Source organism: Streptomyces sp. NPDC104106 (genome assembly GCF_055584345.1).
Map to the genome: position 1 here is coordinate 138,211 of NZ_JBVJMF010000017.1, position 24,310 is coordinate 162,520.

The window sequence follows — 24,310 nt, forward strand, 5'->3', positions numbered from 1 at the left end:
CCCTCACAGCCGGTGATCCGCGAGGAACCGCTCCACGTCCCGCGCCCACACCTCCCCCTCCGCCTGCGTGAAGGCGTGACCGGCGTCCGGGTACTCGATCAGCGAGGCGCCCGGGATCCGCTCCGCCAGCACGCGGCTGGTCGACGGCAGCACGACGCGGTCCGCGCCGGCGACGACGACGAGCGTGGGCACGGTGATGCCGGGCAGGCGGTCGGTGAGGCGGACCCCGGTGGCGGCCGTGATCTGCCGCAGGCCGCCCGCGGGCAGACCCTCGCCGAGCGCCTTCGCCTGGGCGTGGTGCTCGGACTCCCCCAGTGCGGCGAGGAGTTGGGGATGCGTCAAATGGCTGATGAGGTACGCGCCCAGCGCCTGGCGGTCGCCCGCCGCGTCCAGCGCCGCCCACACCGAGGCGACCGTGCGCAGCTGGGCGTCCGCCTCGCTGAAGCCGACCGTGAGGACCAGTCCGGTCACCCGGTCGGGGTGGCGCAGCGCGGCGGCGAGTGCGACGGCGCTGCCGAAGGACGCGCCGACCACGGGGAAGCGGCCGTGGCCCTCGCGGACCAGCGCGGCGACCAGGGAGTCCGCGAGGGCGAAGACGTCCAGGTCGCCCGCCGGGTGCGAGGCACCGGTGCCCGGGTAGCGGGTGCCGACCAGGTGCCGGTGGCCGGACAGGCGGCGCAGCAGCGGGCCGAAGTTCAGCTCGACGTCGCCGCCCGCGCCGTGGGCGAGGGCCAGGCCGGCGCCGGTCCCCGCGTGCACGTACTCGGTGGTGCCGGTGTCGAGCAGCGCGCTCGCCACCGGCGGCACCGGCTGGTGGAGCTCTGTCATCGCCTTCCCTTCACGGAGCCGAAACGTCGTACGAGGGGCATCTCCACGTACCGGTACAGGAGCCCGGCCAGGGCCAGGGAGACCGCCAGGGCGGCCGCCAGGTAGCAGGCGACCATCGCGTCCGAGTCGAACGGACCGTGCAGCACCTTGGTGTTCAGGGTGTAGAGCACCAGGTAGTGGCACAGGTAGAAGGCGAAGGACGCGTTGCCGAGGGCCACCAGGGGGCGGGAGGACAGCACGCCCGGACGGCCGGCGGCGTCCCGTTGGGCGGCGGCCACGATGAGCAGGACGCAGGAGATGATCAGCGGCGCCCGCCAGCCGAACAGCACCGGGCTGTAGCTGGCGACGACGTACGCCGGGACGAACGACACCAGCACCCACGGCAGGCTGACCCGCGGGAACCGGCCCGAGGTCACCAGCAGGGCGGCGAACATCCCGGCGAAGAAGTCGAAGAGCCGGCCGACCGGGAAGACGTAGGCGAACCACAGCTGGAAGCCGGTCACGCTCGGCTCACTGATCAGCTTGATGTGCCCCGCCGGCAGGACGTCGTAGGCGAGGACCGGCATCAGGAAGGCGCCGGCCACGCAGACCGCCAGCCCGGTCCAGGCCGTACGGGGGCGGACGGTGCGGAAGCGTCCGACGACGAAGGGGAACACCAGGTAGAAGACGGCCTCCACGGCCAGCGACCAACCCGGCGGGAGAACCGTGAAGTTGTGCTTCGGGTTGGGCACCCACACCTGGGTGAGGGTGGCGTAGCGCACCACGTCCCGCACCTGCGTGCCGGTGCCCCAGAACACGGCCACGGCCGCCGCGCCGGCGACGTAGTACAGCGGCAGGATCTTGACGAACCGGCGCCGGTAGAAGTGGGTGAGCCGGTCGCCGGCGCGCGAGGACCAGGTGAGCACGAAGCCGCTGAGGACGAAGAAGAACGCCACGCCGAGGCCGCCGAACTGATTGGCGATCTCGTGGAAGACGACGTTGGTGTGGTGGTCCGCGAACGTCGGCAGCGCCAGGTAGGAGGAGTGGCACACGAACACCGACAGGGCGGCGAAGAAGCGCAGTCCGGTCAGCGAGTCCAGGCGGGGACGGCGCCCGGCCGGGGCCGGCGGCGGCCCGCTGGGCGCGGGATCCGCCGCCGGCGCCGCCACGGGCGCGCCGCCGCTGCCCTGCACGGCTCTCATGCGCCGGTCAGCGACGTGACCGCCGGCACGGCCGCGAGACCGTCCTCGTAGCCGAGTACGGCGGCCACACCGCGTACGTCGGGGTCGAAGGGGTCCGAGCCGAAGCCGGCCCGGGACCGCTCGGAGGGCTCCAGCAACAGGGCACGGTCCAGGACCCGCTGCCGCTCGGGCGTCACATAGCCGGGCAGGTCCGGCTGGGGCCGCACCACCAGCACGCGGTCGGCCTGGGCGGCGAGGTCGGCGTTGGTGAGGGAGTAGGTGCCGCCGTCGACGTAGTCGTGGCCGTCGATGGTGACCACCGGCCACAGGCCCGGTACGGCGCAGCTGGCGGTGAGCGCGTCGACGAGGGAGACGCCGGAGTCCGCGGTGAAGACGGTGGTCTCGCCGTCGGCGCGCACGGCGGTGACCGAGAGCCGGGCCTCGGGCCAGGCGTCCTTGTGCAGCCGTCCGGCGATCACCTCGCGGCGCCGGGCCGGGTCGGTGCCGGAGCGCTCCCGGGACAGCGCGGCGAGCTGTGCGGTCTTGGCCGCGAGGGACTCGCCGGTGCCGTGGACGGCGAGCACGTCCGGCAGGATGTCGGCGAGCGCGACGGCCGGGGCGATCTCCTCGTTGCGGCGGGCCTTGCGGACGGTGCGGTCGAACTCGGCGGCGGCGCCGGACTGGAGCACGGCGGCGGCGACGGCGGCGCCGGCGGACGTGCCGATGACGTGGCCGGCCGAGGACAGCCGGAGCGCCCCGGCCTCCTCCAGTGCGGCCAGGACGCCGATGGTCCAGCCGATACCGGCGAGCCCGCCGCCGCCCAGGACCACGGCGGTCGATTCCTGCGACATGAGCATCCTCCTGTTGTCGGGGAGTTGAGGGACGGGGCCGGCCACCGGCTCCTGTGCCGGGGCGCGGTGGCCGGCGTCGGCCCGGCCGGGGGGCCGGGACGGTTCCGGGGTGCGGTGCGCGTCAGCGCGGGTGCACCGGTTCTGCCGGTCGCCCGGTCCGGGCGACCGCCTCCGCGTGCGTCCGTGCCGGGGCCGCCGGGCGCGGGGGCGTGTTGCGGCGGCGCCAGCGCTGGTCGAGGGGCTTCTCGACGAGCTGGTACGACAGGTACGTGGCGACAACGGTCAGGGCCACGATCCCGGCGTACACGATCAGCGCCTCGACGGCGCTGTAGCCCTGGCCCTCGCGGTGCAGGTACCACATCCACAGCAGCGGCCACTGGTACATGTAGACGCCGAAGGTGAAGCGGCCGAAGCGGGCGAGGGCGGGCGCGGCCCGCTCCGGCGCGCGGCGCAGGTCACCGGCGCCGACGGCACCGACCAGCAGCGCGATGCCGGTGATGGTGGCGGCGCTGGTGGCGAAGATGAAGTGGGCGTGCTCGGTGGCGACGTAGATCTCCGGCGCGAGGACGACCAGGGCGGCCCAGCGCGGGATACGGGGCCAGGCACCGCGCTTGAGCAGCAGGGCGATCAGCATGCCGAGGACGGATTCCAGCATCCGCGCCGCGGGGCAGACGTAGACCAGCCAGAACTTCCACTCCGAGATGTCCTCGGGCCGGCCGTGGTAGTTCATGCCGGGGCTGCGGAAGGTGGCGCCGTCGGGGAAGAGCGACAGCACGAAGGGCAGGGCAACGATGGCCGAGGTCAGGACGACGGCGAGGGTGCGCAGGGCAGTTGTGGAGCGCTTGACCAGGAAGCCGTAGAGCAGCGGGAAGACCAGGTAGAAGCAGATCTCCACGGACAGCGTCCAGGCCGGGTTGTTGACCGCGAAGTACACGGTGTGGTCCGGCACCCAGGCCTGGACGAGGAAGAGGTTGGCGAGGACCGTGCCGAGCGGGAAGGCCGTCGCGGCGAACAGCGCCACGCAGATCACCCAGGCGATCAGGTGGACGGGGATCACCTTGACCACGCGCCGGGACATGAACCGCCGCCAGCCCAGTGAGGTACCGCGCGAGGTCCAGGTGAGCACGAAGCCGCTGAGCACGATGAAGAACGACACGGAGGTGTAGCCGATCTTGCTCAGAGCGCCGTAGACGTGGGACTGCAGTGCCTGGTCGGCGAAGAGGCCCACGCCGACGATGTGCGAGGTGAGGATGAAGAGGGAGGCGGGCAGGCGGGCCAGCGAGAGCCCGGGCAGGTTGCCGCCGCGCCCGGTCCCGGTCGGCTGGGCGGTGCTCACGAGGACACCCCCGCCCCGGCTTCGACGCCGTCGGTCGCGGCGCCCTCGGTCGCGCTCGGGGCGGCCGGGGTCCGGGCCGATGTCCCGTGCGGGAGCCGGTGGGCGCGGCGGGCCGTGGCCCAGCGGTTCATCGCGGGCAGCTCGACCAGCCGGTACAGCAGCCAGCCGGCGAGGATCGTGGCCGCGAAGGTGCCGAGGATCAGACCGATCGCGGGCAGCGGAGCGTAGTGGACGCCGTGCTGGATCTTGACGCGCAACGTGTACATGATCACGTGCTGGGTCATGTAGAAGCCGAACGACACCTCGCCCAGCCACACCATCGGCCGCGAGGACGGCCAGGTGGGCCGCCCGTCGAGGTCCCGGCGGACGGCGGAGCCGACGAGCAGCAGCAGCGGCACGAGCGTGAACGGGATGAAGGAGAAGGTGAACGGCACCAGTTCGGCGACGACGTAGCCGGCGAGCAGCGCGCCCCAGGCGGCGGCGGGCCGGACGGCGGGCAGCCGGCCGGCGGCCAGCAGGCGTGCCAGGACCATGCCCGCGGTGAACTCCAGGAGGCGGGGCAGCGGGAAGTTGTAGCCGAACCAGAACTGGATGGTGGAGATCGGCATGCCGTCGGTGTGCGGGGTGTTCGGCAGCAGCGTGGTGATGCCCGCGATCACGAACGTCCCCGCGACGCATCCGGCCAGCGCGAGCGCGAGACACCTGTCGGGTATCCGGCGCACGAGCGGGGCGAGCAGCGGGAACAGGGCGTAGAACATCAGCTCGCAGCACAGCGACCAGCTGGGGACGTTGACCGCGAGGAAGATGTCGTGGACCGGGAACCAGGAGTTCACGAGGAAGAGGTTCGGCAGGTAGTCCCAGGGGGTGGCCGCGGCCGCGCCGGCGAACAGGACCATGGCCGCCGTCCACGTCACCACGTGGGACGGGAACAGCTTGACCAGACGCTTGCGGAAGAAGTGCCAGTAGCCCCGGCTGTCGGAGTTCCGCCACATCAGCAGGAAGCCGCTGAGGACGAAGAAGAAGGACACGCCGACCCAGCCGGCCTTCCAGAAGATCGTCTTGTAGGCGTCGGCCCAGGTCGGGTCGCTGAACGGGTTCATCGGGATGAACGTCAGCGACAGATGGAAGAAGAACACGGGCGCGGCCGCGACGAAGCGCAGACCGGTCAGGGACGGCAGCGGTGCGCGGTGGTCGATGCTAGGCCTGGAAATGGGACGCCTCCTTGATGCGGTCGACGGGGGAAGAGGCCGGTCGCGCGTGCCGCCATCCGTAGAGGGCGAACCCGCCCAGGGCGAGGACGGCAGCGGCCAGGGGTACGTCGTGCACGTCGTGGAAGTGGGTGATGACGCGGCCGCCCGCGAACGAGCCGAGGGCCGCGCCGACGCCGAAGGCCGACATGTTGGTCGACAGCGACAGGCTCGGGGCCGCCGCGGCGAGGTCCAGGACGTCGCTCTGCAGGATCGGGATGAGCGAGAACGTGGCGAGGGCGAAGAGCACCGCGCCCACGGGGAAGGTGACGGTGGAGCGCTGGAGCGGCTGGAAGGCCGCGCAGCCGGCGATGAACGCGGCCGCCGTGAGCAGCGCGGGCACTCGGCCGCGGCCCGCCAGCCGCCCGCCGATCGAGTTGCCGGCGATGCTCGCGACGCCGTACGCGACCAGCAGCACGGGTACCGCCCGCTCGGCGTACCCGGCGGCGACGGCGCTGGGTTCGAAGTAGGTGATGATCGTGAACATCGCCGCCGAGAACAGCGCCGTGGCTCCCACGGTGAGCGCGACGTTCAGGTTCAGCAGCGCCGAGATCTCCTGCCGGGCGTCCGGCTCGGGGGTGCCGATGTCCAGGTGGGCGGTGGCCCTGTGGACTCCCCAGGTGGCGAGCGCGGCGACCACCGAGATCACCGCGAACGGGGTCCGCCAGCCGCCGAGCTGGGCGAGCGCGGCACCGGCCGGGATGCCGAGCACGGTGGCGAGGTTGACACCGAACTGGATGGCGGTGACGGCCTTGCTGGAGCGCTCCACGGGCAGCAGCCGCTGGGTCACCACGATCGCGGTGGCGAGATACGCCCCGTGCACGCTCGCGGTGACGACCCGGCCGAGCAGGACCAGGGGAAAGCCGGCCGCGGTCGCGATGACGACGTTGCCGGCGGTGAACACCGCCAGCAGCCAGGTGGCCAGGCGCGCCTTGGAGACCCCCGCTGTGAGCACGGTGACGACGGGTCCGGCGAGGGCCACGGTCGCGGCGTAGACGGTCACGAGCAGGCCCGCGGTCGTCACGTCGACGTCCAGCGCCGAGCCGAGCTGGGACAGCATCCCGCCGGGCAGCAGCTCGGAGGTGCCGATGCAGCAGATACCGGCCACCAGCGGAATGGTTCTGCGGGTCACAAGGGAGTCCTCTCAGGAGCCATGAGGAGACTTTAGAAGTCGAGTTGCCAATATACAAGACAGGTGGCGCACCAAAAGGAGTGCGGCTCGCAAAGCGAACGCACTGTCCAGCTGAAGAGAGGCCCAGGGGGAAGTCGGGGGCGGACGTAAGAAGTTGCCGCACAACCGATCAGAGGGGCGGGCGCCACTCGCGCCGGTGACACCCCGGCCCGGCAACGCGACCCGGAAACCCTACGTATTGTAGGTTCCCAACCGCCAGCGGCCACACGTCTGTTCAACGGGGGACCCATGCAGGACACCGAGTCGAAAGCCGGCAGGGGGCCCGGCGCGCACAGTCTCGCGCCGACGGTGACCCTGCTGGTCGTCAGCCTGGTCATCGCCGCCGTGGGCGTGTACGAGCTGTGCGGCTTCGGCCTGCACAGCCTCGACCGGCGCCCGCATCTGTTCAGCGACGGCCTCGCGACCGGCGGGGTGATCGTCGCCGTGGTCGCGGCCGGCGCGGCGGTGGGCAACCTCGCCTGGCACCTGGCGGCGGCCCGCCGCGATCCGGGTAAATCCGGGTAGAACCAGGTAAGAGGCACAGGCGGCGCACAGGATGCGGCGGGTAAGGCGCGCACAGGGAGTTCCCAGGAAGGCGGGAACGGAGAGATCCGGGTAAGAACGGATGCCGGTACGCTCCCGATAGCCCCGGCACCCGGCACCCTCGCCGCTCGGTCCGTATGAATCTGGTGAATGCCGTCGTACCGGGGCCGCGCACCACGCGCACCCGCGCTTACCCTACGAGCTGTAGGGTCGGCGTTTGCCCTGTCCCCTCCCCACCCCAAGGTGACCAGTCACCATGACCGCTCAGCAGCAGTCGACCCTGGTCGACGCGCAGGTCCCCGGCCAGCGCGGCGGCCGCCGCGAATTCCAACTGCCCGCCCCCAGCCCCCGGCTGCGCGCGGCGGCGGCCTCGGCCACCGTGTGGTACCTGCGGCTGATCGCCGTCTTCAACATCATCGCGGTGTTGTCGGTGCCGTTCCGCAAAGAGGTGCAGGAACACAACGACGGCAAGATCTTCACCGCGCGCCATGTGCAGGCGCACACCCACCACGCCGGCCAGTTCTTCACCCCGTACCTGGCCACCGCGGGCCTGTCCGCCGCCGCGGCCGCGATCTTCCTGGCGCTGGTGATGCGGCGCGGCAAGCGGGCCGCGTGGGTGGTCAACATGCTGATGGCCGGCCCCCTGTTCGTGCTGTACGTCCTCGCGCTGACCCAGCACCCCTTCCGCGACCACGCCTTCAACTGGGTCTCCACCGCCCTGACCGGCCTCTTCGTCGCCGCCCTGCTGATCGGACGCCGCGAGTTCAACGCCGTCGGCGACCCCTCCAACCCCAAGCTCGCGCTGGCGGTCGGCGCCGGCGGGGTGCTGCTGACCGGCGGACTGGGCACGCTGCTCGTCCACGCCACCAACAAGGTGCCGGGCGGCGGCCCCCTGTACGAGGAGCTGGCCTACAGCCTGCTGCGCGGCATCAGCGTCGGCCCCTTCGCCGACCGGGTCGACTCCGTGCACGCCCCCCGCTGGGTCGACATCCTCCTCAACGTCCTGCTGGCAGCGGCCTTCTGCCTCGTCCTGTACGCCTGCTTCCGCTCCCCGCGCGGCCGCCGGCGGCTCACCGACGAGGACGAGGAGAAGCTGCGCGCGCTGCTCGCCAAGCACGGCGCCCGTGACTCCCTCGGCTACTTCGCGCTGCGCCGCGACAAGGCCGCCGTCTTCTCCCCCACCGGCAAGGCGGCCGTCACCTACCGCGTCGTCGGCGCGGTCTCCCTCGCCTCCGGCGACCCCATCGGCGACCCCGAGGCCTGGCCCGGCGCCATCGACGCCTGGCTGGCGGAGGCCCGCCGCCACGCCTGGACGCCCGCCGTCATGGGCGCGAGCGAGGAGGCCGGCACGATCTACGCCCGGCACGGCCTGGACGCGCTCGAACTCGGCGACGAGGCGATCGTGGACATCGCCGACTTCACCCTGGAGGGCCGCGCCATGCGCGTCGTCCGCCAGGCCCACAACCGGGTCAAGCGCGCCGGCTACACCGTCCGGATCCGCCGCCACGAGGACATCCCCGCCGAGGAGATGGCCCGGCTCGTCCAGCGCGCCGACGACTGGCGCGACGGCGCCACCGAACGCGGCTTCTCCATGGCCCTCGGCCGGCTCGGCGACCCCGGGGACGGGCGCTGCGTGATGCTGGAGTGCCTCGACGCGAACGACGAACCGCGCGCCCTGCTCAGCTTCGTGCCCTGGGGCGAGCACGGCCTCTCCCTGGACCTGATGCGCCGCGACCGCGACAGCGAGAACGGCCTGATGGAGTACATGGTCGTGGAACTGCTGCTCCAGGCGAAGCAGTTGGGCGTCCAGCGCGTCTCGCTCAACTTCGCCATGTTCCGCGCGGTCTTCGAACGCGGCGCCCGCCTCGGCGCCGGCCCCGTGCTGCGCCTGTGGCGCTCCGTCCTCACCTTCTTCTCCCGCTGGTGGCAGATCGAGTCCCTGTACCGGGCCAACGCCAAGTACCGCCCGGTCTGGGAACCCCGCTTCCTGCTGTTCGCCAAGTCCAGCGACATCCCCCGCATCGGCCTGGCCTCGGCCCGCGCGGAGGGCTTCCTCACGCTGCCGGGGATGGGCGGCGACTCCCCGTCGTAGCGGACCGACCGGGCCGCACCGTCCTCGGGCTCCAGGACGAGTCCGGGGACGTACGGCAGGGCGGCCCGCACGGCTTCGGCGACGCCGGCGAGGTCCACGCCCGAGCGGGTCGGGTAGGACGGGAGTTCGTCGAGGGGCAGGCCGGCCTCGCGGACGACGGTCCGGGAAGTCCTCGATCGGCTCCGACAGGCGCGGGCCTCAGCCGCCGCCCCGGCCGGGCACCGTTCCCCCGCCCACGGTGAAGCCGATGACCGAGCCGCCGCCCTCGCGACGGAAGGCGAAGGGGGCGCCGCCGTGCGAGAGGGCGACTTCGCGGACGATGGACAGGCCGAGGCCCGAACCGGGCAGGGAGCGGGCGTCGGCGGCGCGGTAGAAGCGGTCGAAGATGCGGATGAGGTCGCCCTCGGCGATGCCCGGCCCCCGGTCCAGCACCTCCACCCGCACCGTCCCCGACCGCGCCGGGCCGGTGATGTTGACCTCGATCGGCGCCCTGCCGTCCCGGTCGAACTTGGCCGCGTTCTCCACCAGGTTGGACAGGGCCCGCTGGAGCATCCCCGGCCGCCCGTCGATGGTGGTGTCGCCGCTCGTGCGCAGCACGATCTCGCGCCCGGTACGGCGCTTGGTCACGCCCACCACCTCTTCGGCGATGTCGGCGAGGTCCACCCGCTGCGGCGGCTCGGTGTCGGACTGCCCGGCGGCGAGATCGACCAGCTCGTTGACCAGGTCGGTCAGCTCCCGGGCCTCCTGGGTGAGGTCGGCGACCAGGTCCTCGCGGGTCGCGGGCGGGAGCTCGTCGATGCGCCGCAGCAGCGAGATGTTGGTCCGCAGGGAGGTCAGCGGGGTGCGCAGCTCATGGCCCGCGTCCTGGACCAGGCGGCGCTGGTCCTCCTCGGACTGCGCGAGCCGGCCGAGCATCCGGTCGAAGGCACGGCCCAGCCGGCCCACCTCGTCCAGCCCGGCGACCGGCACGTCGATGCCCAGCCGACGGGTGCGGGCGACGTCCTCGGCGGCGGTGGTGAGGATCACCAGGCGCCGGGTGATCCGGCGCGCCAGCCACCAGCCGAACAGACCGGCGGCCACCACGACCGCCGCCATCAGGATCAGCGTGCGCTGCTGGAGCGTGCGCAGCAGGTCCTCGGTGTCGCTGAACTCCTGCGCGACCTGCACCGCGCCCCGCCCGTCGCCGAGCGAGATGGTGGCGATGCGGTACACGTCCGAGTCCACCGGCACGTCCTTGCGCTGGACCACCTTCCCGGCGGTCTGCGCGAGGGCCATCGCCTTGTCGCGGGAGGTGACGGGCAGGACCGGGTTGCCGTGGTCCACGATCTGGCCCTGGGCACCCAGCACCTGCACATCGGTACGGGCGGGCCGGACCAGGTCGTGCCCCGGCCGGGAGGAGGAGAAGTCCTCCGGCACCATCTCGTGCTGCCGCACCTCGTCCCGTACGTCCTGGACGACCTGCGTGAACACGGACTGCTGGTCGACCCGGACCAGCCGCGCGGCGGAGCTGTACGAGGCGATGCCGACGAGGATGGTCACGGCGGCGGTGACGGCCGCGAAGGAGACCGCGAAGGTGGTGCGCAGGGAGACGAGCTTGGGCCGGCGCCGGGCCAGCAACCGCCTGAGCCGCTTGAGGCGGCCCACTCAGTCCTCCCGCAGCACGTAACCCACGCCTCGCACGGTGTGGATCAGCTGCGGAGCGCCGGGCTCGTCGAGCTTGCGGCGCAGGTAGCCGACGTACACGGCGAGGTTCTTGGACCCGGGCCCGAAGTCGTACCCCCAGATCCGGTCGTAGATGGTCGAGTGGTCGAGCACGATCCCGGCGTTGCGCACGAGCAGCTCCAGCAGCTCGAACTCGGTGCGGGTCAGCTCCAGCTCGCGCTTGCCGCGCCAGGCGCGGCGGGCCTGGAGGTCCATGCGGATACCGGCGGCCTCGACCTGCCGGTCGGAGATCTGGACGTCCGCGCGCCCCGCATCGCTCGCGCTCGTGCCGCCGCCGCTCGCGGCGGGCACGGGGCTGGTACGGCGCAGCAGCGCGCGCAGCCGCGCGAAGACCTCCTCGACGTCGAAGGGCTTGACCACGTAGTCGTCGGCGCCCGCGTCCAGGCCCGCGATGCGGTCGGCGGTCTCGACCAGCGCGGTGAGCATGAGGATCGGGGTGCGGTTGCCCTCGGCGCGCAGGACGCGGCACACCTGGAGCCCGTCGATCCCGGGCATCATCACGTCCAGCACGAGCACGTCCGGCGGCGTCTTGTGGGCCTGCGCCAGCGCTTCGACGCCGTCGGCCACCGCCGTCACCTCGTAGCCTTCCAGCGTCAGGGCACGCTCCAGGGCATGGCGGATGGCACGGTCGTCTTCGGCGAGCAGCACAGTCTGGGGCACGCACCCAGTTTGCCAAGGCCTCCGGCGGTTCGGTCGGGGCGGGCGGCCCTACCATCACGCTTTTTACCGCCCTCTCACCGTGACAGCGGAACCCCACCCCGGCCCCTACCGTCCTCTCACCGTTGCGCACCGGCTTCCGCGTCCGTGCCCGCGTCCGCCGCCGTGACCTCCCGTTCCGCGGTCCCGCGCTCCGTGGTCCTGCGCGCGGCGGCCAGCAGGGACCGGTGGGTCGGCGCCTGCGGCACGTCCGCCGGGCGGCCGGCCGCGAACTCCGCGCGCAGCACCGGTACGACCTCCTCGCCGAGCATGTCGAGCTGCTCCAGCACCGTCTTCAGCGGCAGCCCCGCGTGGTCCATGAGGAACAGCTGGCGCTGGTAGTCACCGGCGTACTCACGGAAGGACAGCGTCTTCTCGATCACCTGCTGCGGCGAGCCCACGGTCAGCGGGGTCTGCTCGGTGAAGTCCTCCAGCGAGGGCCCGTGGCCGTAGACCGGCGCGTTGTCGAAGTACGGCCGGAACTCGCGCACCGCGTCCTGCGAGTTGCGCCGCATGAAGACCTGGCCGCCGAGCCCGACGATCGCCTGCTCCGGCGTCCCGTGCCCGTAGTGGGCGTACCGGGTGCGGTACAGCTCGACCATCCGCTTGGTGTGGTCGGCGGGCCAGAAGATGTTGTTGTGGAAGAAGCCGTCGCCGTAGTACGCGGCCTGCTCGGCGATCTCCGGCGAGCGGATCGAGCCGTGCCAGACGAACGGCGGCACGCCGTCCAGCGGCCGCGGGGTCGAGGTGAAGCCCTGCAGCGGGGTGCGGAACCTGCCCTCCCAGTCGACGACGTCCTCGCGCCACAGCCGGCGCAGCAGGGCGTAGTTCTCCAGGGCGAGGTTGATGCCCTGCCGGATGTCCTGGCCGAACCACGGGTACACCGGCCCGGTGTTGCCGCGGCCCATCATCAGGTCCACCCGCCCGTCGGCCAGGTGCTGGAGCATCGCGAAGTCCTCCGCGATCTTCACCGGGTCGTTGGTGGTGATCAGCGTGGTGGACGTGGACAGGATCAGGCTGCTCGTCCGCGCCGCGATGTAGCCGAGCATCGTGGTGGGCGAGGACGGCACGAACGGCGGGTTGTGGTGCTCGCCGGTCGCGAAGACGTCCAGGCCGACCTCCTCGGCCTTCCGGGCGATGGCGACCATGGCCTTGATCCGCTCGCCCTCGGTCGGGGTGCGCCCCGTGGTGGGGTCCGGCGTGACGTCGCCGACCGTGAAGATCCCGAACTGCATGGCCGCTCACCCTCCAGATTGTTGACCGTTCAACTATAGCGCCGTAACACCCCTCCTCGGGTATTCCGACGCCACCCCACCCCACCGGAGGTCCCGCCGGCCCTACGGCACCAGCACCAGCCGCCCCCGCAGACCCCCCTCCGCCAGCCGCGCGTGCGCCTTGCCCGCGTCCTCCAGGGCGTACGTCGCGGCCACCCGCAGCGTCAGCGCCCCCGCGTCCACCAGCCGCGCCAGCTCCGCCAGCCGCGCCCCGTCCGGCCGCACGGCCACGGAGGAGACCCGCACCCCGCGCACCGTGCCGGGATGCTCACCGGGCCGCACCCCGACGTACGCGCCCCCGTCCCGCACTCGGGCGAGCGCCCGCTCGCCGAGCACCGCCGCGTCCAGCACCGCGTCCACGGACCCCTCGCCCGCCCCGTCCGCCGTGAAACGCGCCGCCCCCAGCGAGCGCACCAGTTCCTCGTCACCGGCGCGGGCCTGCCCGACGACCTCGATCCCCCGGTGTGCGGCCAGCTGCACCGCGAACCCGCCGACCGCGCCCGCCGCACCGGTCACCAGCAGCGAGTCACCCGGCCCGAGGTCCAGCAGGTCCAGCGCCTGGACCGCGGTCAGCCCGTTCAGCGGCAGGGTGCCCGCGTGCACCGCGTCGACCGACCCCGGCGCCGCGGCCACCGCGCCCGCGTCGACCACGACGTACTCGGCGTGCGCCCCGAGCGGCACGTCCACGCCCGGCGCCAGCGCCACCACCGGATCACCGGCCCGCCAGGCCGCGGGGAACCCCACCGCGTCCACCGTGCCGGCCACGTCCCAGCCGAGCCCCAGCGTCTTGCCGGCCCCGCCGAAGAAACCGGCCCGCACGGCCGCGTCCACCGGATTCAGCGCACCGGCGGCCACCTTGATCCGCACCTGCCGCGGCCCCGGCTCGGGCACGGCCGCCTCCGCGACCTCCACGACCTCGGGCCCGCCGAACGTCCGCACCACGACTGCACGCATGACAACTCTCCCTGATCTCACGGCACTTGCTGCCCTCCACGGCGGCTTCCCGCTCGCAGCACCCACCGTAGGAGAGCTACTATCCATCGGGAAGTAGTTACCTGAGAGTGCGTATCCGACCCGGAGGAGAGCCATGGCGACGACGACCGCGGTACAGCGACGCGAACAGGCCCGCGCCGCCTACGACGCCTTCCTGCGCGAGTGCCCCACCAACCAGCTCCTCGGCCGGCTCAGCGACAAATGGGTCAGCCTCGTCGTCGCCGCCCTGTCCACCGGCCCCCTGCGCTACAGCGACCTCGGCCGCAAGATCGCCGGCGTCAGCCCGAAGATGCTCACCCAGACCCTGCGCACCCTCGAACGCGACGGCATCATCAGCCGCACCGTCACCCCGTCCGTCCCCGTCCGCGTCGACTACGCCCTCACCCCCCTCGGCGCCAGCCTCGCCGGACTGCTCACGGCCGTGAAGGAGTGGGCCGAGACCCACTTCGACGACGTACGGGCGGCCCGCGAGGCCTACGACGCCGAGAACCCGGCGTAGACCTCCAAGGCCGGCCGCCGCGGGGACGTACGCCGTCCGCGCCCCCGCCCAGGCGCCCTTCAGCAGGTGCCGGGCGGATGACAGGCTGAGGGCATGCCGATCCTCCGCTCCGCCGCCCTGTTCGTCGTCGCCGCGCTCTTCGAGATCGGCGGGGCCTGGCTCATCTGGCAGGGTGTCCGGGAGCACCGCGGCTGGCTGTGGACGGCGGGCGGAGTCCTCTGCCTCGGCGCGTACGGTTTCGTCGCCACCTTCCAGCCCGACGCCCACTTCGGCCGCATCCTGGCCGCGTACGGCGGGATCTTCGTGGCCGGCTCGATCCTGTGGGGCATGGTCGCCGACGGCTACCGGCCCGACCGCTACGACATCACCGGCGCCCTGGTCTGCCTCGCCGGGATGGCCGTGATCATGTGGGCGCCGCGAAACGGCGGTTGACCCTCACTTACGCTGGACGCGAGCCACCACCCAAGATCCCGGCCCGTCCGGACGACCGACCACAGGAGCAGCCCATGGCCCCGGCCCCCGCGTCCCGCATCGCCGTCGTCACCGGCGCGAGCAGCGGCATCGGTGCCGCCACGGCCCGTCGACTCGCCGAGGCCGGCTACCGCGTCGTCCTCACCGCCCGCCGCAAGGACCGCATCGAGGCGCTCGCCGAGGAGCTGACGGCGGCGGGCCACTCGGCGACGGCGTACCCGCTGGACGTGACGGACCGCGCGGCGGTGGACGAGTTCGCGTCGGCCTTCGGCACGGTCGGCGTCCTGGTCAACAACGCGGGCGGCGCCCTCGGCGCGGACCCGGTGGCCACCGGTGACCCGGCGGACTGGCGCGCGATGTACGAGACGAACGTCATCGGCACGCTGCACGTCACCCAGGCCCTGCTGCCGAAGCTGGAGGCGAGCGGCGACGGCGTGGTGGTCGTGGTCTCCTCGACCGCCGGGCACGGCACCTACGAGGGCGGCGCGGGCTACGTGGCCGCCAAGCACGGCGAGCACGTCCTCGCCGAGACCCTGCGCCTGGAGATCGTCGGCCGGCCCGTCCGCGTCGTCGAGATCGCCCCCGGCATGGTCAAGACCGACGAGTTCGCGCTGACCCGGTTCGGCGGGGACGCGGCGAAGGCGTCGAAGGTCTACGAGGGCGTCCCCGACCCCCTCACGGCGGACGACGTGGCCGAGACGATCACCTGGGCGGTCACCCGCCCCAGCCACGTCAACGTGGACCTGCTGGTCCTGCGCCCCCGCGCCCAGGCCTCCAACACCAAGGTCCACCGGGAACCGTGATGCCCGAGGAGACCGCCCCCGAGGCCCCGAGCCCCCTCGACACCCTCGAAGACTCCCTCGAACGGCGCCGCCTGGCCCAGGAGACCAAGGACGAACGCAAGGTCTGGTGGTTCCTGGGCTACTTCCTCTTCGGCATCCACATCGTGGCGTTCGTGATGATCTACGCGGTCCGGCACGGGCACTGACGGGCGTCAGCCCTTGACGCAGACCACCTGCTTCAGCTTCGCCACGACCTCCACCAGGTCGCGCTGCTGGTCGATGACCTGGTCGATGGACTTGTAGGCGCCCGGGATCTCGTCCACGACGCCGGAGTCCTTGCGGCACTCCACGCCCCGGGTCTGCTCCTCCAGATCCTTGGTGGAGAACCGACGCTTGGCCGCGTTGCGGCTCATCCGCCGTCCCGCGCCGTGCGAGGCCGAGTTGAAGGCCTTGTCGTTGCCGAGGCCCTTCACGATGTACGACCCGGTGCCCATGGAACCGGGGATGATCCCGTACTCACCCGAGCCGGCCCGGATCGCGCCCTTGCGGGTGACGAGCAGGTCCATGCCGTCGTAACGCTCCTCCGCCACGTAGTTGTGGTGGCAGGAGATCTCCGGTTCGAAGGTCGGCTTGGCCTTCTTGAACTCCTTGCGGACGACGTCCTTCAGGAGCGCCATCATCAGCGTGCGGTTGTGCCTGGCGTACTCCTGCGCCCAGAACAGGTCGTTGCGGTAGGCCGCCATCTGCGGGGTGTCCGAGACGAACACCGCCAGGTCACGGTCGACCAGGCCCTGGTTGTGCGGGAGCCTCTGGGCCACGCCGATGTGGTGCTCGGCGAGTTCCTTGCCGATGTTCCGGGAGCCGGAGTGCAGCATGAGCCATACCGCGCCGGTCGTATCCGTGCAGACCTCGACGAAGTGGTTTCCACTTCCAAGTGTTCCCATCTGCTTCGATGCCCGGTCCTGGCGGAATTTGACCGCTTCCGCGACCCCGTCGAACCGCCCCCAGAAGTCGTCCCACCCGGCCGTCGCCAGCCCGTGAAAGTCCCCCGGCTCCACCGGATCCTCATGCATCCCCCGCCCCACCGGAATCGCCTGCTCGATCCGCGACCGCAGCCGCGACAGGTCACCCGGCAGGTCATCGGCCGTCAGCGACGTCCTCACCGCCGACATCCCGCATCCGATGTCCACCCCGACCGCCGCCGGGCACACCGCGCCCCGCATCGCGATGACCGAGCCGACCGTCGCGCCCTTGCCGTAGTGCACGTCCGGCATGACGGCCAGGCCCTCGATCCACGGCAGGGTCGCGACGTTCTGGAGCTGGCGCAGGGCCACGTCCTCCACCGTCGCGGGGTCCGTCCACATCCGGATCGGCACCTTCGCGCCCGGTATCTCCACGTACGACATGCGTTCCCCATTCCCCCGAGTACGACAACAGAAGGCTTAGAAGCGACATAAGCAACAAAGCGCAAAAGCGGCGCCAGGATCCGTGAAAAGGGACAGAGGACCGGCGTTCACCGCAGTGCGTGCGATAGACATTGTCTCCAGGGGGCGCCCCGCTGCGGCAAGCGAATAACCGGCGGGGACACTGGAGCAGCAAGTGAGCGCACACCCACCCGAGAGGAGCCCGACCGTGCAGCGGAAGGCGTACGTACCCGGCGCAGCCGCCCTCCTCGCGGCGCTGGTGGCCGGCTGCACGAGCGGCTCCGGCGGCGGGGGCACCACGGACAACGCCAACCCCGGTGGCGCGGGTACGACGACGGTCGCGGCGCAGCCGGGCAAGTACCGCACGCTGCCCGAACCCTGCGGCGCGGTCAACCACGGCACCCTCGACGCGCTGCTGCCCGGCATCCAGCAGATGGCCGACCCCGACCAGCGGGACAAGGCGTACCAGGGCGACGCGGAGCTGACGTACGACACCGACCGCAAGGTGGGCTGCAGTTGGAAGGTGGACTCGGACGACGCCACCGACCGGCTGTCGATCGACTTCGAGCGCGTGGTGTCGTACGACAACGCGGTCAGCGACGCCGACCAGGCGAAGAAGCTGTTCGCGGACAAGGAGTCGGCCGCCGATCTGCCGGAGCCGCGCGGTTCGTCCGCGGCGAGCGGGGCCCCGTCCGCGTCGTCGAGCGGCAGGCCGTCCGGCTCGCCGAGCGGCTCGCCCTCGCTCTCGCCCTCGCCGAGCGGCTCCCCCTCCGGCTCCCCCCCGGGTTCCGCCTCCGGTACCCCGTCCGGGACGGCGTCGCCCTCGGGTACTCCTGCCGATCTGCAGCCGCGCGTGCTGACCGATCTCGGTGACGAGGCGTATCTGGACGACCAGCTCACCACGTCCGGTTCGACGGCCGAACAGCGGACGGTGACTGTGGTGTTCCGCACGTCCAACGTCCTCGTCACCCTCGTGTACGAGGAGCAGCCGACGACGACCGGAACGGCCCCCGACAGCAAGGAAATGCAGGACAGGGCCCGTAATCTGGCGTCCAAACTGGACGACGCCCTGGGCGGCTGACGCCCGCCGCACCCCGCTCGCGAAGAACGCGAACCGAAACCGCACAGCTCCTTCACCGCGTACCGTGGCCCCGCAGGAACCCGTACGATCACCGAGCGTAGTGAAGGAACCATGCAGCGAGCAGCCCAGCGAGACGACCGTGCCCAGCAAGGAAGGCGCGGCAAGCGCCTGAGCCGTGTACTTGTCTGCGCGGCAGCCGTTCCCGCGGTGCTGATCACCGCCGCCTGTTCGTCGGACTCGGGCGACGCCAAGAGCAAGGGCGGCGACAGCGGTACGCGGCAGTCGGCGGACGCGGGCGGTAAGCCGTCGTCGGCGAGCGCGTCCCCGACGGTGCAGCCGGCGGCGTACAAGAAGCTCCCGGATCCCTGCGGAGTGCTGTCGAAGGGCACGCTCTCGGACCTGGTGCCGAAGGGGACGTCCGGCAAGAAGGGCGGCTCGGACGATCCGTCGTCCCGCTCCTCCTGCTCCTGGAACAGCCTGGACAACAACGGTGTGAAGGGCTCGCAGTTCCGCTGGCTCAACGTCTCGCTGCTGCGCTTCGACTCGGACGTGACGCGCGGCACCGGTGAGGCGCAGGCCCACACGTACTTCGCGCAGCAGGTGAAGGCCGCCGAGGCGGTGGACGGCGCGAAGAACACCAAGGAGGTGCCGCTGTCCGGCACGGGTTCGGAGGCGACGGCGGTGCGCTACGACCTGAGCAAGAAGGAAGGCCTCTTCAAGCAGCAGACGGTGGTGGCGCGGGTCGCGAACGTGGTGATCACGCTCGACTACAACGGCGCCGGCCTCGCGGGCGACCAGACGCCGAACGCGGACGACCTGACGCAGTCGGCGACGAAGGCGATCAAGGAGGCGGTCGCGTCGGTGTCCTCCGCCAACGGTGACTCGTCGTCGGGCCAGTCGGGCTCGTCGTCCTCGCCGTCACCGTCGGCCTCGTCCGGCAAGTCCGCGTCGTCCTCCCCCTCTTCCGGCCCGTCCGCGTCGAAGTCGGCGGACAAGAAGGGCTGACCGCCGCCCCCGCCGCGATGAGCGTGGCATCGGTGAAGTCCCGACCGATGCCACACTCGCCGTACACGTGTGCCACCCTGTTGCGCGCAACAACAGGCAACGGGAGGGGAGTACGAGTGGCCGCGCCACCGCAGCTGACTCGGATGCACCGCGTACTCATCGGCGTGGTGGTGACCGGCGCCTTGATCATCGCCGGCATCGGCTTCGCCGGGTCGTACGCGGCGGTCCGTGAGCTGGCCATCAAGAAGGGCTTCGGGAACTTCTCCTACGTGTTCCCGGTCGGCATCGACGCGGGCATCTGCGTCCTGCTCGCCCTGGACCTGCTGCTGACCTGGATCCGCATCCCCTTCCCGCTGCTGCGCCAGACGGCGTGGCTGCTGACCGCGGCGACGATCGCGTTCAACGGCGCGGCGGCCTGGCCGGATCCGCTGGGCGTGGGCATGCACGCCGTGATCCCGATCCTGTTCGTGGTCGCGGTCGAGGCCGCCCGGCACGCCGTCGGCCGGATCGCCGACATCACGGCGGACAAGCACATGGAGGGCGTCCGCCTCACCCGCTGGCTGCTCTCGCCGCTTCCGACGTTCCTGCTGTGGCGCCGTATGAAGCTGTGGGAACTGCGCTCGTACGAGCAGGTCATCAAGCTGGAGCAGGAACGTCTCGTCTACCAGGCCCGGCTGCGCTCCCGGTTCGGCCGGGCGTGGCGCCGCAAGGCTCCGGTGGAGTCGTTGATGCCGCTGCGCCTGGCGCGGTACGGCGTGCCGCTGGCGCAGACGGCCCCGGCGGGCCTGGCGGCGGCGGGCATCGAACCGGTGCTGCTCCCGCCGACGCCGCGGCCCGGGCCGCGGCTCCAGCCGCAGCCGCAGCCGCAGCCCGAGTTGGCGGCGCCGGGCGAGCCGCCGGCGGACGACCAGAGCCCCTGGTTCAAGGCGGAGCGGCAGGTCGAGTACCAGGGCGGCTACGACCCGACGTACGACCCGATGATGCAGGAACCCCAGTACGCTCCCGAGGAGCAGTACGAGGGCTGGTACGAGGAGCAGGCCCCGGAGGACTTCCAGCAGCCCGGCCCGGAGGAGACCGGCAGCTTCCCCATCCCGGTGGGCCCGAACCGCACCCGTGAACTCGGCGAGGGCGGCGGCATTGTGGAGCCGGAGCCGACGGAGGAGGACTTCTACCTCGTCTTCCGCAAGTCGATCGACGGCAGCTACCCGACCGGCGCCCAGTTCAAGGACGACGTCGAGGCGACGTTCGGCATCGCGCTCAGCCCGGCGGACGCCAACCGCATGGTCAATCGGTTCACCAATCGCCACACGGCGGAACTGCAAGAGGACCACATCGCGTAAGCGAGAAGAGAGACGAGGAAAAGGGGCCCTCCGAAAAGAGGGCCCCTTTTCCTTACCCGTTTACTGGTCCGGCCTTACTCGCCGAGCAGGCGCCGCACCCGCTCCTGGCCCACCGCGAGCAGCAGCGTGGGCAGGCGCGGGCCGGTGTCGCGGCCGACGAGCAGGTGGTAGAGCAGGGCGAAGAAGGTCCGCTGGGCGGTCTTGATCTCCGGCGGCAGCTCCTTCGGCGTGGCGTCGGCGGAGAATCCCGCCTGCACCTTCGGCACGCCGTAGACGAGGTGCGTCAGCCCGTCGAGGGACCAGTGCTCGGCGAGCCCGTCGAGCAGCAGCCGCACGGACTGCTGGGAGGCCTCGTCGAGGGACTTCAGCAGGTCGGCGTCGGGCTCGTCGCGCACGATGGTCCGCTGGTCGGCGGGCACGTGCGTGTTGATCCAGGCCTCGGCCTTGTCGTAGCGGGGCCGGGCCTCGTCCAGGGAGGCGAGCGGCTGCTCCGGGTCCAGCTCGGAGAGGATGCGCAGGGCCTGGTCCTCGTGTCCGGCGGTGATGTCGGCGACGGAGGCGAGCGTGCGGTACGGCAGCGGGCGCGGCGTCTTCGGCAGCTCGCCGGCGGCCGTGCCGACCGCGCGGCTGTACGCGGCGACGTCGGCGGGCAGGGCGGAGCCGTCCGCGACCTTCCCGGCCAGCTTGTCCCACTCGTCGTAGAGCCGCTGGATCTCCTGGTCGAAGGCGATCTTGAAGGACTGGTTGGGCTTGCGGCGGGCGTAGAGCCAGCGCAGGATCTGCGGCTCCATGATCTTCAGCGCGTCGCCCGGGGTCGGGACGCCGCCGCGCGAGGACGACATCTTCGCCATGCCGGAGATGCCCACGAAGGCGTACATCGGACCGATCGGCTGCTTCCCGCCGAAGATCCCGACGATCTGCCCGCCCACCTGGAACGACGACCCCGGCGAGGAGTGGTCGACACCGCTGGGCTCGAAGATCACGCCCTCGTACGCCCAGCGCATCGGCCAGTCGACCTTCCAGACCAGCTTGCCGCGGTTGAACTCGCCGAGCCGGACGGTCTCGGCGAAGCCGCAGGCGGTGCAGGTGTAGGCCAGCTCGGTGCTGTCGTCGTCGTAGGACGTGACGGTCGTGAGGTCCCTCTCGCAGTTGCCGCAGTACGGCTTGTACGGGAAGTACCCGGCCGAGCCGGAGGAGCCGTCGTCCTCGCTCGCGGCGCCCGAGCCCTCCTCGGCCTCCAGCTCGGCCTCGTCCACGGCCTTCTGCTGCTGCTTCTTGGCGGGCTTGGGCTTGGTGCGGTACTGGGCGAGGACGGCGTCGATGTCGGCGCGGTGCTTCATCGCGTGCAGGATCTGCTCGCGGTAGGCGCCGGAGGTGTACTGCGCGGTCTGGCTGATCCCGTCGAACTCCACGCCCAGCTCGGCCAGCGAGGCGGTCATCGCGGCCTTGAAGTGCTCGGCCCAGTTCGGGTACGACGACCCCTTCGGCGCCGGGACCGAGGTCAGCGGCTTGCCGATGTGCTCGGCCCAGGACTCGTCGACGCCCGCGATCCCGGCCGGGACCTTGCGGTAACGGTCGTAGTCGTCCCAGGAGATCAGGTGCCGGACCTGGTACCCGCGGCGGCGGATCTCGTCCGCGACCAGGTGCGGGGTCATGACCTCGCGGAGGTTGCCCAGGTGAATGGGTCCGGAGGGGGAGAGGCCGGACGCGACGACGACCGGTTTGCCCGGGGCCCGGCGCTCCGATTCCTCGATGACCTCATCCGCGAAACGGGAGACCCAGTCGGTGGTCTCGGTGCTCTGAGCCACGATCGGCACGTCCTTCTTTCTGGAACGGGGAGGCACTCCAACGGATCGGGGTGACACTCCATTCTCACAGACCGGATCGCGCCCGCGAAAACCGCTTTACCCTCCGTGGGATACTGGCTGGGTCTATCCATCCCCACGAGGAGAACGGCACCCATTCCTATGGCCTCGGTCACGTCCCTCAGCGACTCCGTCCAGCAGCACCTGGCGTCCGCCCTCTCGGCCACCCTGCCGGAGGCCGCCGGCGCGGACCCGCTGCTGCGACGAAGCGACCGGGCCGACTTCCAGGCCAACGGGATCCTGGCCCTGGCCAAGAAGGCGAAGGCGAATCCGCGGGAGCTGGCGACCCAGGTCGTCTCCCACGTCGTGACGGGCGCGGAGCTGATCAAGGATGTCGAGGTCTCGGGCCCCGGCTTCCTGAACATCACGGTCGCCGACCGGGCGATCACCGCGAACCTCGCCGCGCGCTACGCGGACGACACGGGCCGCCTCGGCGTGCCGACGGCCGCGCGGCCCGGCACGACGGTGATCGACTACGCGCAGCCGAACGTGGCGAAGGAGATGCACGTCGGTCACCTGCGCTCGGCCGTCATCGGCGACTCGGTGGTCCAGCTCCTCGAGTTCACCGGCGAGAACGTGATCCGCCGCCACCACATCGGCGACTGGGGCACCCAGTTCGGCATGCTGATCCAGTACCTGGACGAGCACCCGCACGAGCTGGACCACAAGGAGTCCCAGGTCTCCGGCGAGGAGGCGATGTCCAACCTGGACCGCCTCTACAAGGCCGCGCGGGCGAAGTTCGACTCCGACGAGGAGTTCAAGACGCGCGCCCGGCGCCGGGTGGTGGACCTCCAGGCCGGCGACCCGCACACCCTCGCCATGTGGCAGAAGTTCGTGGACGAGTCGAAGATCTACTTCTTCTCCGTCTTCGAGAAGCTGGACATGGAGATCCGGGACGAGGACATCGTCGGCGAGTCGGGCTACAACGACATGCTGGCGGAGACCTGCCGTCTGCTGGAGGAGTCCGGCGTGGCGGTCCGCTCCGAGGGCGCCCTGTGCGTCTTCTTCGACGAGATCAAGGGCCCGGACGGCAACCCGGTCCCGCTGATCGTGCAGAAGTCCGACGGCGGCTACGGCTACGCGGCGACGGACCTGTCGGCGATCCGCGACCGCGTGCTCAACCTCAAGGCGAGCACGCTGCTCTACGTGGTGGACGCCCGCCAGGCCCTGCACTTCAAGATGGTCTTCGAGACGGCGCGCCGGGCCGGCTGGCTGAACGAGGACGTGACGGCGGAGCAGCTGGCCTTCGGCACGGTCCTCGGCAAGGACGGCAAGCCGTTCAAGACGCGGGCGGGCGAGACGGTCCGCCTGGTCGACCTGCTGGACGAGGCGATCGACCGCGCCTCGGCCGTGGTCCGGGAGAAGGCCCAGGACCTGTCCGAGGAGGAGATCGCGGAGCGGGGCGCCCAGGTGGGCATCGGCGCGGTGAAGTACGCGGACCTGTCGACGTCGGCGAACCGGGACTACAAGTTCGACCTGGACCAGATGGTCTCGCTGAACGGCGACACCTCCGTCTACCTCCAGTACGCCTACGCCCGTATCCAGTCCATCCTCCGCAAGGCCGGCGACACCCGCCCGGTGCCCCACCCGGAGCTGGAACTGGCGCCCGCTGAGCGGGCGTTGGGCCTGCACGCGGACGCGTTCGGGGAGGTGGCGGCGGAAGCGGCCGGCGAGCACGCCCCGCACAAGCTGGCGGCCTACCTCTACCAGCTGGCGTCCCTGTACACGACCTTCTACGACAAGTGCCCGGTCCTGAAGGCCGAGACGCCGCAGCAGGTGGAGAACCGCCTCTTCCTCTGCGACATCACCGCCCGCACCCTGCACCAGGGCATGGCCCTCCTGGGCATCCGCACCCCGGAGAAGCTCTGACCGCCACCTGACCGGCACCCCCTAGAGTCTGTGGAGCGTCCCCCTTCCACCGACCTCCACA

At 71.5% G+C, this 24,310-nt stretch carries 22 protein-coding genes; 10 read left to right on the top strand and 12 right to left on the bottom strand.

Annotation, left to right across the window (positions count from 1 at the left end; translation table 11 throughout):
* Positions 1–3: 3 nt before the first annotated feature.
* The 6 genes from ACZ60X_RS32665 to ACZ60X_RS32690 form a co-directional block, all read right to left on the bottom strand.
* Positions 4–828: an alpha/beta fold hydrolase gene (locus tag ACZ60X_RS32665; RefSeq protein WP_469606250.1), complete on the bottom strand. Its 825-nt coding sequence runs from the start codon at positions 826–828 to the stop codon at positions 4–6.
* Positions 825–2,009 (bottom strand): acyltransferase family protein, encoded by a 1,185-nt coding sequence (locus ACZ60X_RS32670; RefSeq protein ID WP_469606253.1) that lies wholly within the window; start codon positions 2,007–2,009, stop codon positions 825–827. The genes ACZ60X_RS32665 and ACZ60X_RS32670 overlap by 4 nt, the downstream gene beginning before the upstream one ends.
* The gene (locus tag ACZ60X_RS32675; protein WP_469606255.1) at positions 2,006–2,839 is read right to left on the bottom strand and encodes a patatin-like phospholipase family protein; all 834 of its coding nucleotides are present in this window, start codon (positions 2,837–2,839) and stop codon (positions 2,006–2,008) included. The genes ACZ60X_RS32670 and ACZ60X_RS32675 overlap by 4 nt, the downstream gene beginning before the upstream one ends.
* A 121-nt stretch (positions 2,840–2,960) precedes the next feature.
* Complete coding sequence (locus tag ACZ60X_RS32680; protein ID WP_469606257.1) at positions 2,961–4,175, bottom strand: acyltransferase family protein; 1,215 nt, start codon at positions 4,173–4,175, stop codon at positions 2,961–2,963.
* A complete protein-coding gene (locus ACZ60X_RS32685) occupies positions 4,172–5,479 on the bottom strand; it encodes an acyltransferase family protein (protein WP_469606392.1) in 1,308 nt (435 codons plus the stop codon). Before ACZ60X_RS32685 ends, ACZ60X_RS32680 begins: the two co-directional genes overlap by 4 nt.
* Positions 5,373–6,554: an MFS transporter gene (locus ACZ60X_RS32690; protein WP_469606259.1), complete on the bottom strand. Its 1,182-nt coding sequence runs from the start codon at positions 6,552–6,554 to the stop codon at positions 5,373–5,375. Before ACZ60X_RS32690 ends, ACZ60X_RS32685 begins: the two co-directional genes overlap by 107 nt.
* 288 nt (positions 6,555–6,842) lie before the next feature.
* Here ACZ60X_RS32690 and ACZ60X_RS32695 point away from each other — a divergent pair, with 288 nt between their 5' ends.
* Together ACZ60X_RS32695 and ACZ60X_RS32700 are read left to right on the top strand one after the other, a co-directional pair.
* Positions 6,843–7,118, top strand: coding sequence for a hypothetical protein (locus ACZ60X_RS32695; protein WP_469606262.1), 276 nt, complete (start codon positions 6,843–6,845; stop codon positions 7,116–7,118).
* A 274-nt stretch (positions 7,119–7,392) separates the two neighbouring features.
* Positions 7,393–9,228 carry a phosphatidylglycerol lysyltransferase domain-containing protein gene (locus ACZ60X_RS32700; RefSeq protein WP_469606265.1) on the top strand — a complete coding sequence of 612 codons (1,836 nt, stop codon included), beginning with the start codon at positions 7,393–7,395 and terminating at the stop codon, positions 9,226–9,228.
* Positions 9,229–9,426: 198 nt separating this feature from the next.
* On the opposite strand, the gene ACZ60X_RS32705 is transcribed toward ACZ60X_RS32700, so the two are convergent.
* From ACZ60X_RS32705 to ACZ60X_RS32720, 4 genes are all read right to left on the bottom strand, one after another.
* Positions 9,427–10,872, bottom strand: coding sequence for a sensor histidine kinase (locus tag ACZ60X_RS32705; protein ID WP_469606267.1), 1,446 nt, complete (start codon positions 10,870–10,872; stop codon positions 9,427–9,429).
* Complete coding sequence (locus ACZ60X_RS32710; protein WP_469606271.1) at positions 10,873–11,610, bottom strand: response regulator transcription factor; 738 nt, start codon at positions 11,608–11,610, stop codon at positions 10,873–10,875. It lies immediately after the preceding gene.
* A 116-nt stretch (positions 11,611–11,726) separates the two neighbouring features.
* Positions 11,727–12,881: an LLM class flavin-dependent oxidoreductase gene (locus ACZ60X_RS32715; RefSeq protein ID WP_469606274.1), complete on the bottom strand. Its 1,155-nt coding sequence runs from the start codon at positions 12,879–12,881 to the stop codon at positions 11,727–11,729.
* A 102-nt stretch (positions 12,882–12,983) separates the two neighbouring features.
* Entirely contained in the window at positions 12,984–13,874 is an 891-nt protein-coding gene (locus tag ACZ60X_RS32720) for an NADP-dependent oxidoreductase (RefSeq protein WP_469606276.1), read from the bottom strand.
* 133 nt (positions 13,875–14,007) lie between these two features.
* On the opposite strand from ACZ60X_RS32720, the gene ACZ60X_RS32725 reads away from it, so the two are divergent.
* From ACZ60X_RS32725 to ACZ60X_RS32740, 4 genes are all read left to right on the top strand, one after another.
* Positions 14,008–14,412, top strand: a complete 405-nt coding sequence (locus ACZ60X_RS32725; RefSeq protein ID WP_469606279.1) for a winged helix-turn-helix transcriptional regulator — start codon at positions 14,008–14,010, stop codon at positions 14,410–14,412.
* A gap of 93 nt (positions 14,413–14,505) precedes the next feature.
* Positions 14,506–14,844, top strand: coding sequence for a YnfA family protein (locus ACZ60X_RS32730; RefSeq protein ID WP_469606281.1), 339 nt, complete (start codon positions 14,506–14,508; stop codon positions 14,842–14,844).
* Positions 14,845–14,918: 74 nt separating this feature from the next.
* The gene (locus tag ACZ60X_RS32735) at positions 14,919–15,686 is read left to right on the top strand and encodes an SDR family NAD(P)-dependent oxidoreductase (protein ID WP_469606284.1); all 768 of its coding nucleotides are present in this window, start codon (positions 14,919–14,921) and stop codon (positions 15,684–15,686) included.
* Positions 15,686–15,871, top strand: a complete 186-nt coding sequence (locus ACZ60X_RS32740) for a hypothetical protein (protein WP_469606286.1) — start codon at positions 15,686–15,688, stop codon at positions 15,869–15,871. The genes ACZ60X_RS32735 and ACZ60X_RS32740 overlap by 1 nt, the downstream gene beginning before the upstream one ends.
* A gap of 6 nt (positions 15,872–15,877) precedes the next feature.
* Here ACZ60X_RS32740 and ACZ60X_RS32745 read toward each other — a convergent pair whose 3' ends face one another.
* On the bottom strand, positions 15,878–17,071 hold the full coding sequence (locus ACZ60X_RS32745; protein ID WP_469606289.1) for an RtcB family protein: 1,194 nt from the start codon (positions 17,069–17,071) through the stop codon (positions 15,878–15,880).
* A gap of 226 nt (positions 17,072–17,297) precedes the next feature.
* On the opposite strand from ACZ60X_RS32745, the gene ACZ60X_RS32750 reads away from it, so the two are divergent.
* The 3 genes from ACZ60X_RS32750 (at position 17,298) to ACZ60X_RS32760 (ending at position 20,515) form a co-directional block, all read left to right on the top strand.
* Positions 17,298–18,170 carry a DUF3558 domain-containing protein gene (locus tag ACZ60X_RS32750; protein ID WP_469606291.1) on the top strand — a complete coding sequence of 291 codons (873 nt, stop codon included), beginning with the start codon at positions 17,298–17,300 and terminating at the stop codon, positions 18,168–18,170.
* A gap of 111 nt (positions 18,171–18,281) precedes the next feature.
* A complete protein-coding gene (locus ACZ60X_RS32755) occupies positions 18,282–19,175 on the top strand; it encodes a DUF3558 family protein (protein WP_469606293.1) in 894 nt (297 codons plus the stop codon).
* A 143-nt stretch (positions 19,176–19,318) separates the two neighbouring features.
* Entirely contained in the window at positions 19,319–20,515 is a 1,197-nt protein-coding gene (locus ACZ60X_RS32760) for a DUF2637 domain-containing protein (protein ID WP_469606296.1), read from the top strand.
* Between the two features lie 74 nt (positions 20,516–20,589).
* Here the strand turns inward: ACZ60X_RS32760 and lysS are convergent, their stop codons facing one another.
* A complete protein-coding gene (gene lysS, locus ACZ60X_RS32765) occupies positions 20,590–22,332 on the bottom strand; it encodes a lysine--tRNA ligase (RefSeq protein ID WP_469606298.1) in 1,743 nt (580 codons plus the stop codon).
* A 150-nt stretch (positions 22,333–22,482) separates the two neighbouring features.
* Between lysS and argS the strand changes: the two genes are divergently transcribed.
* Positions 22,483–24,249, top strand: coding sequence for an arginine--tRNA ligase (argS, locus tag ACZ60X_RS32770; protein WP_469606301.1), 1,767 nt, complete (start codon positions 22,483–22,485; stop codon positions 24,247–24,249).
* Positions 24,250–24,310 lie beyond the last annotated feature (61 nt).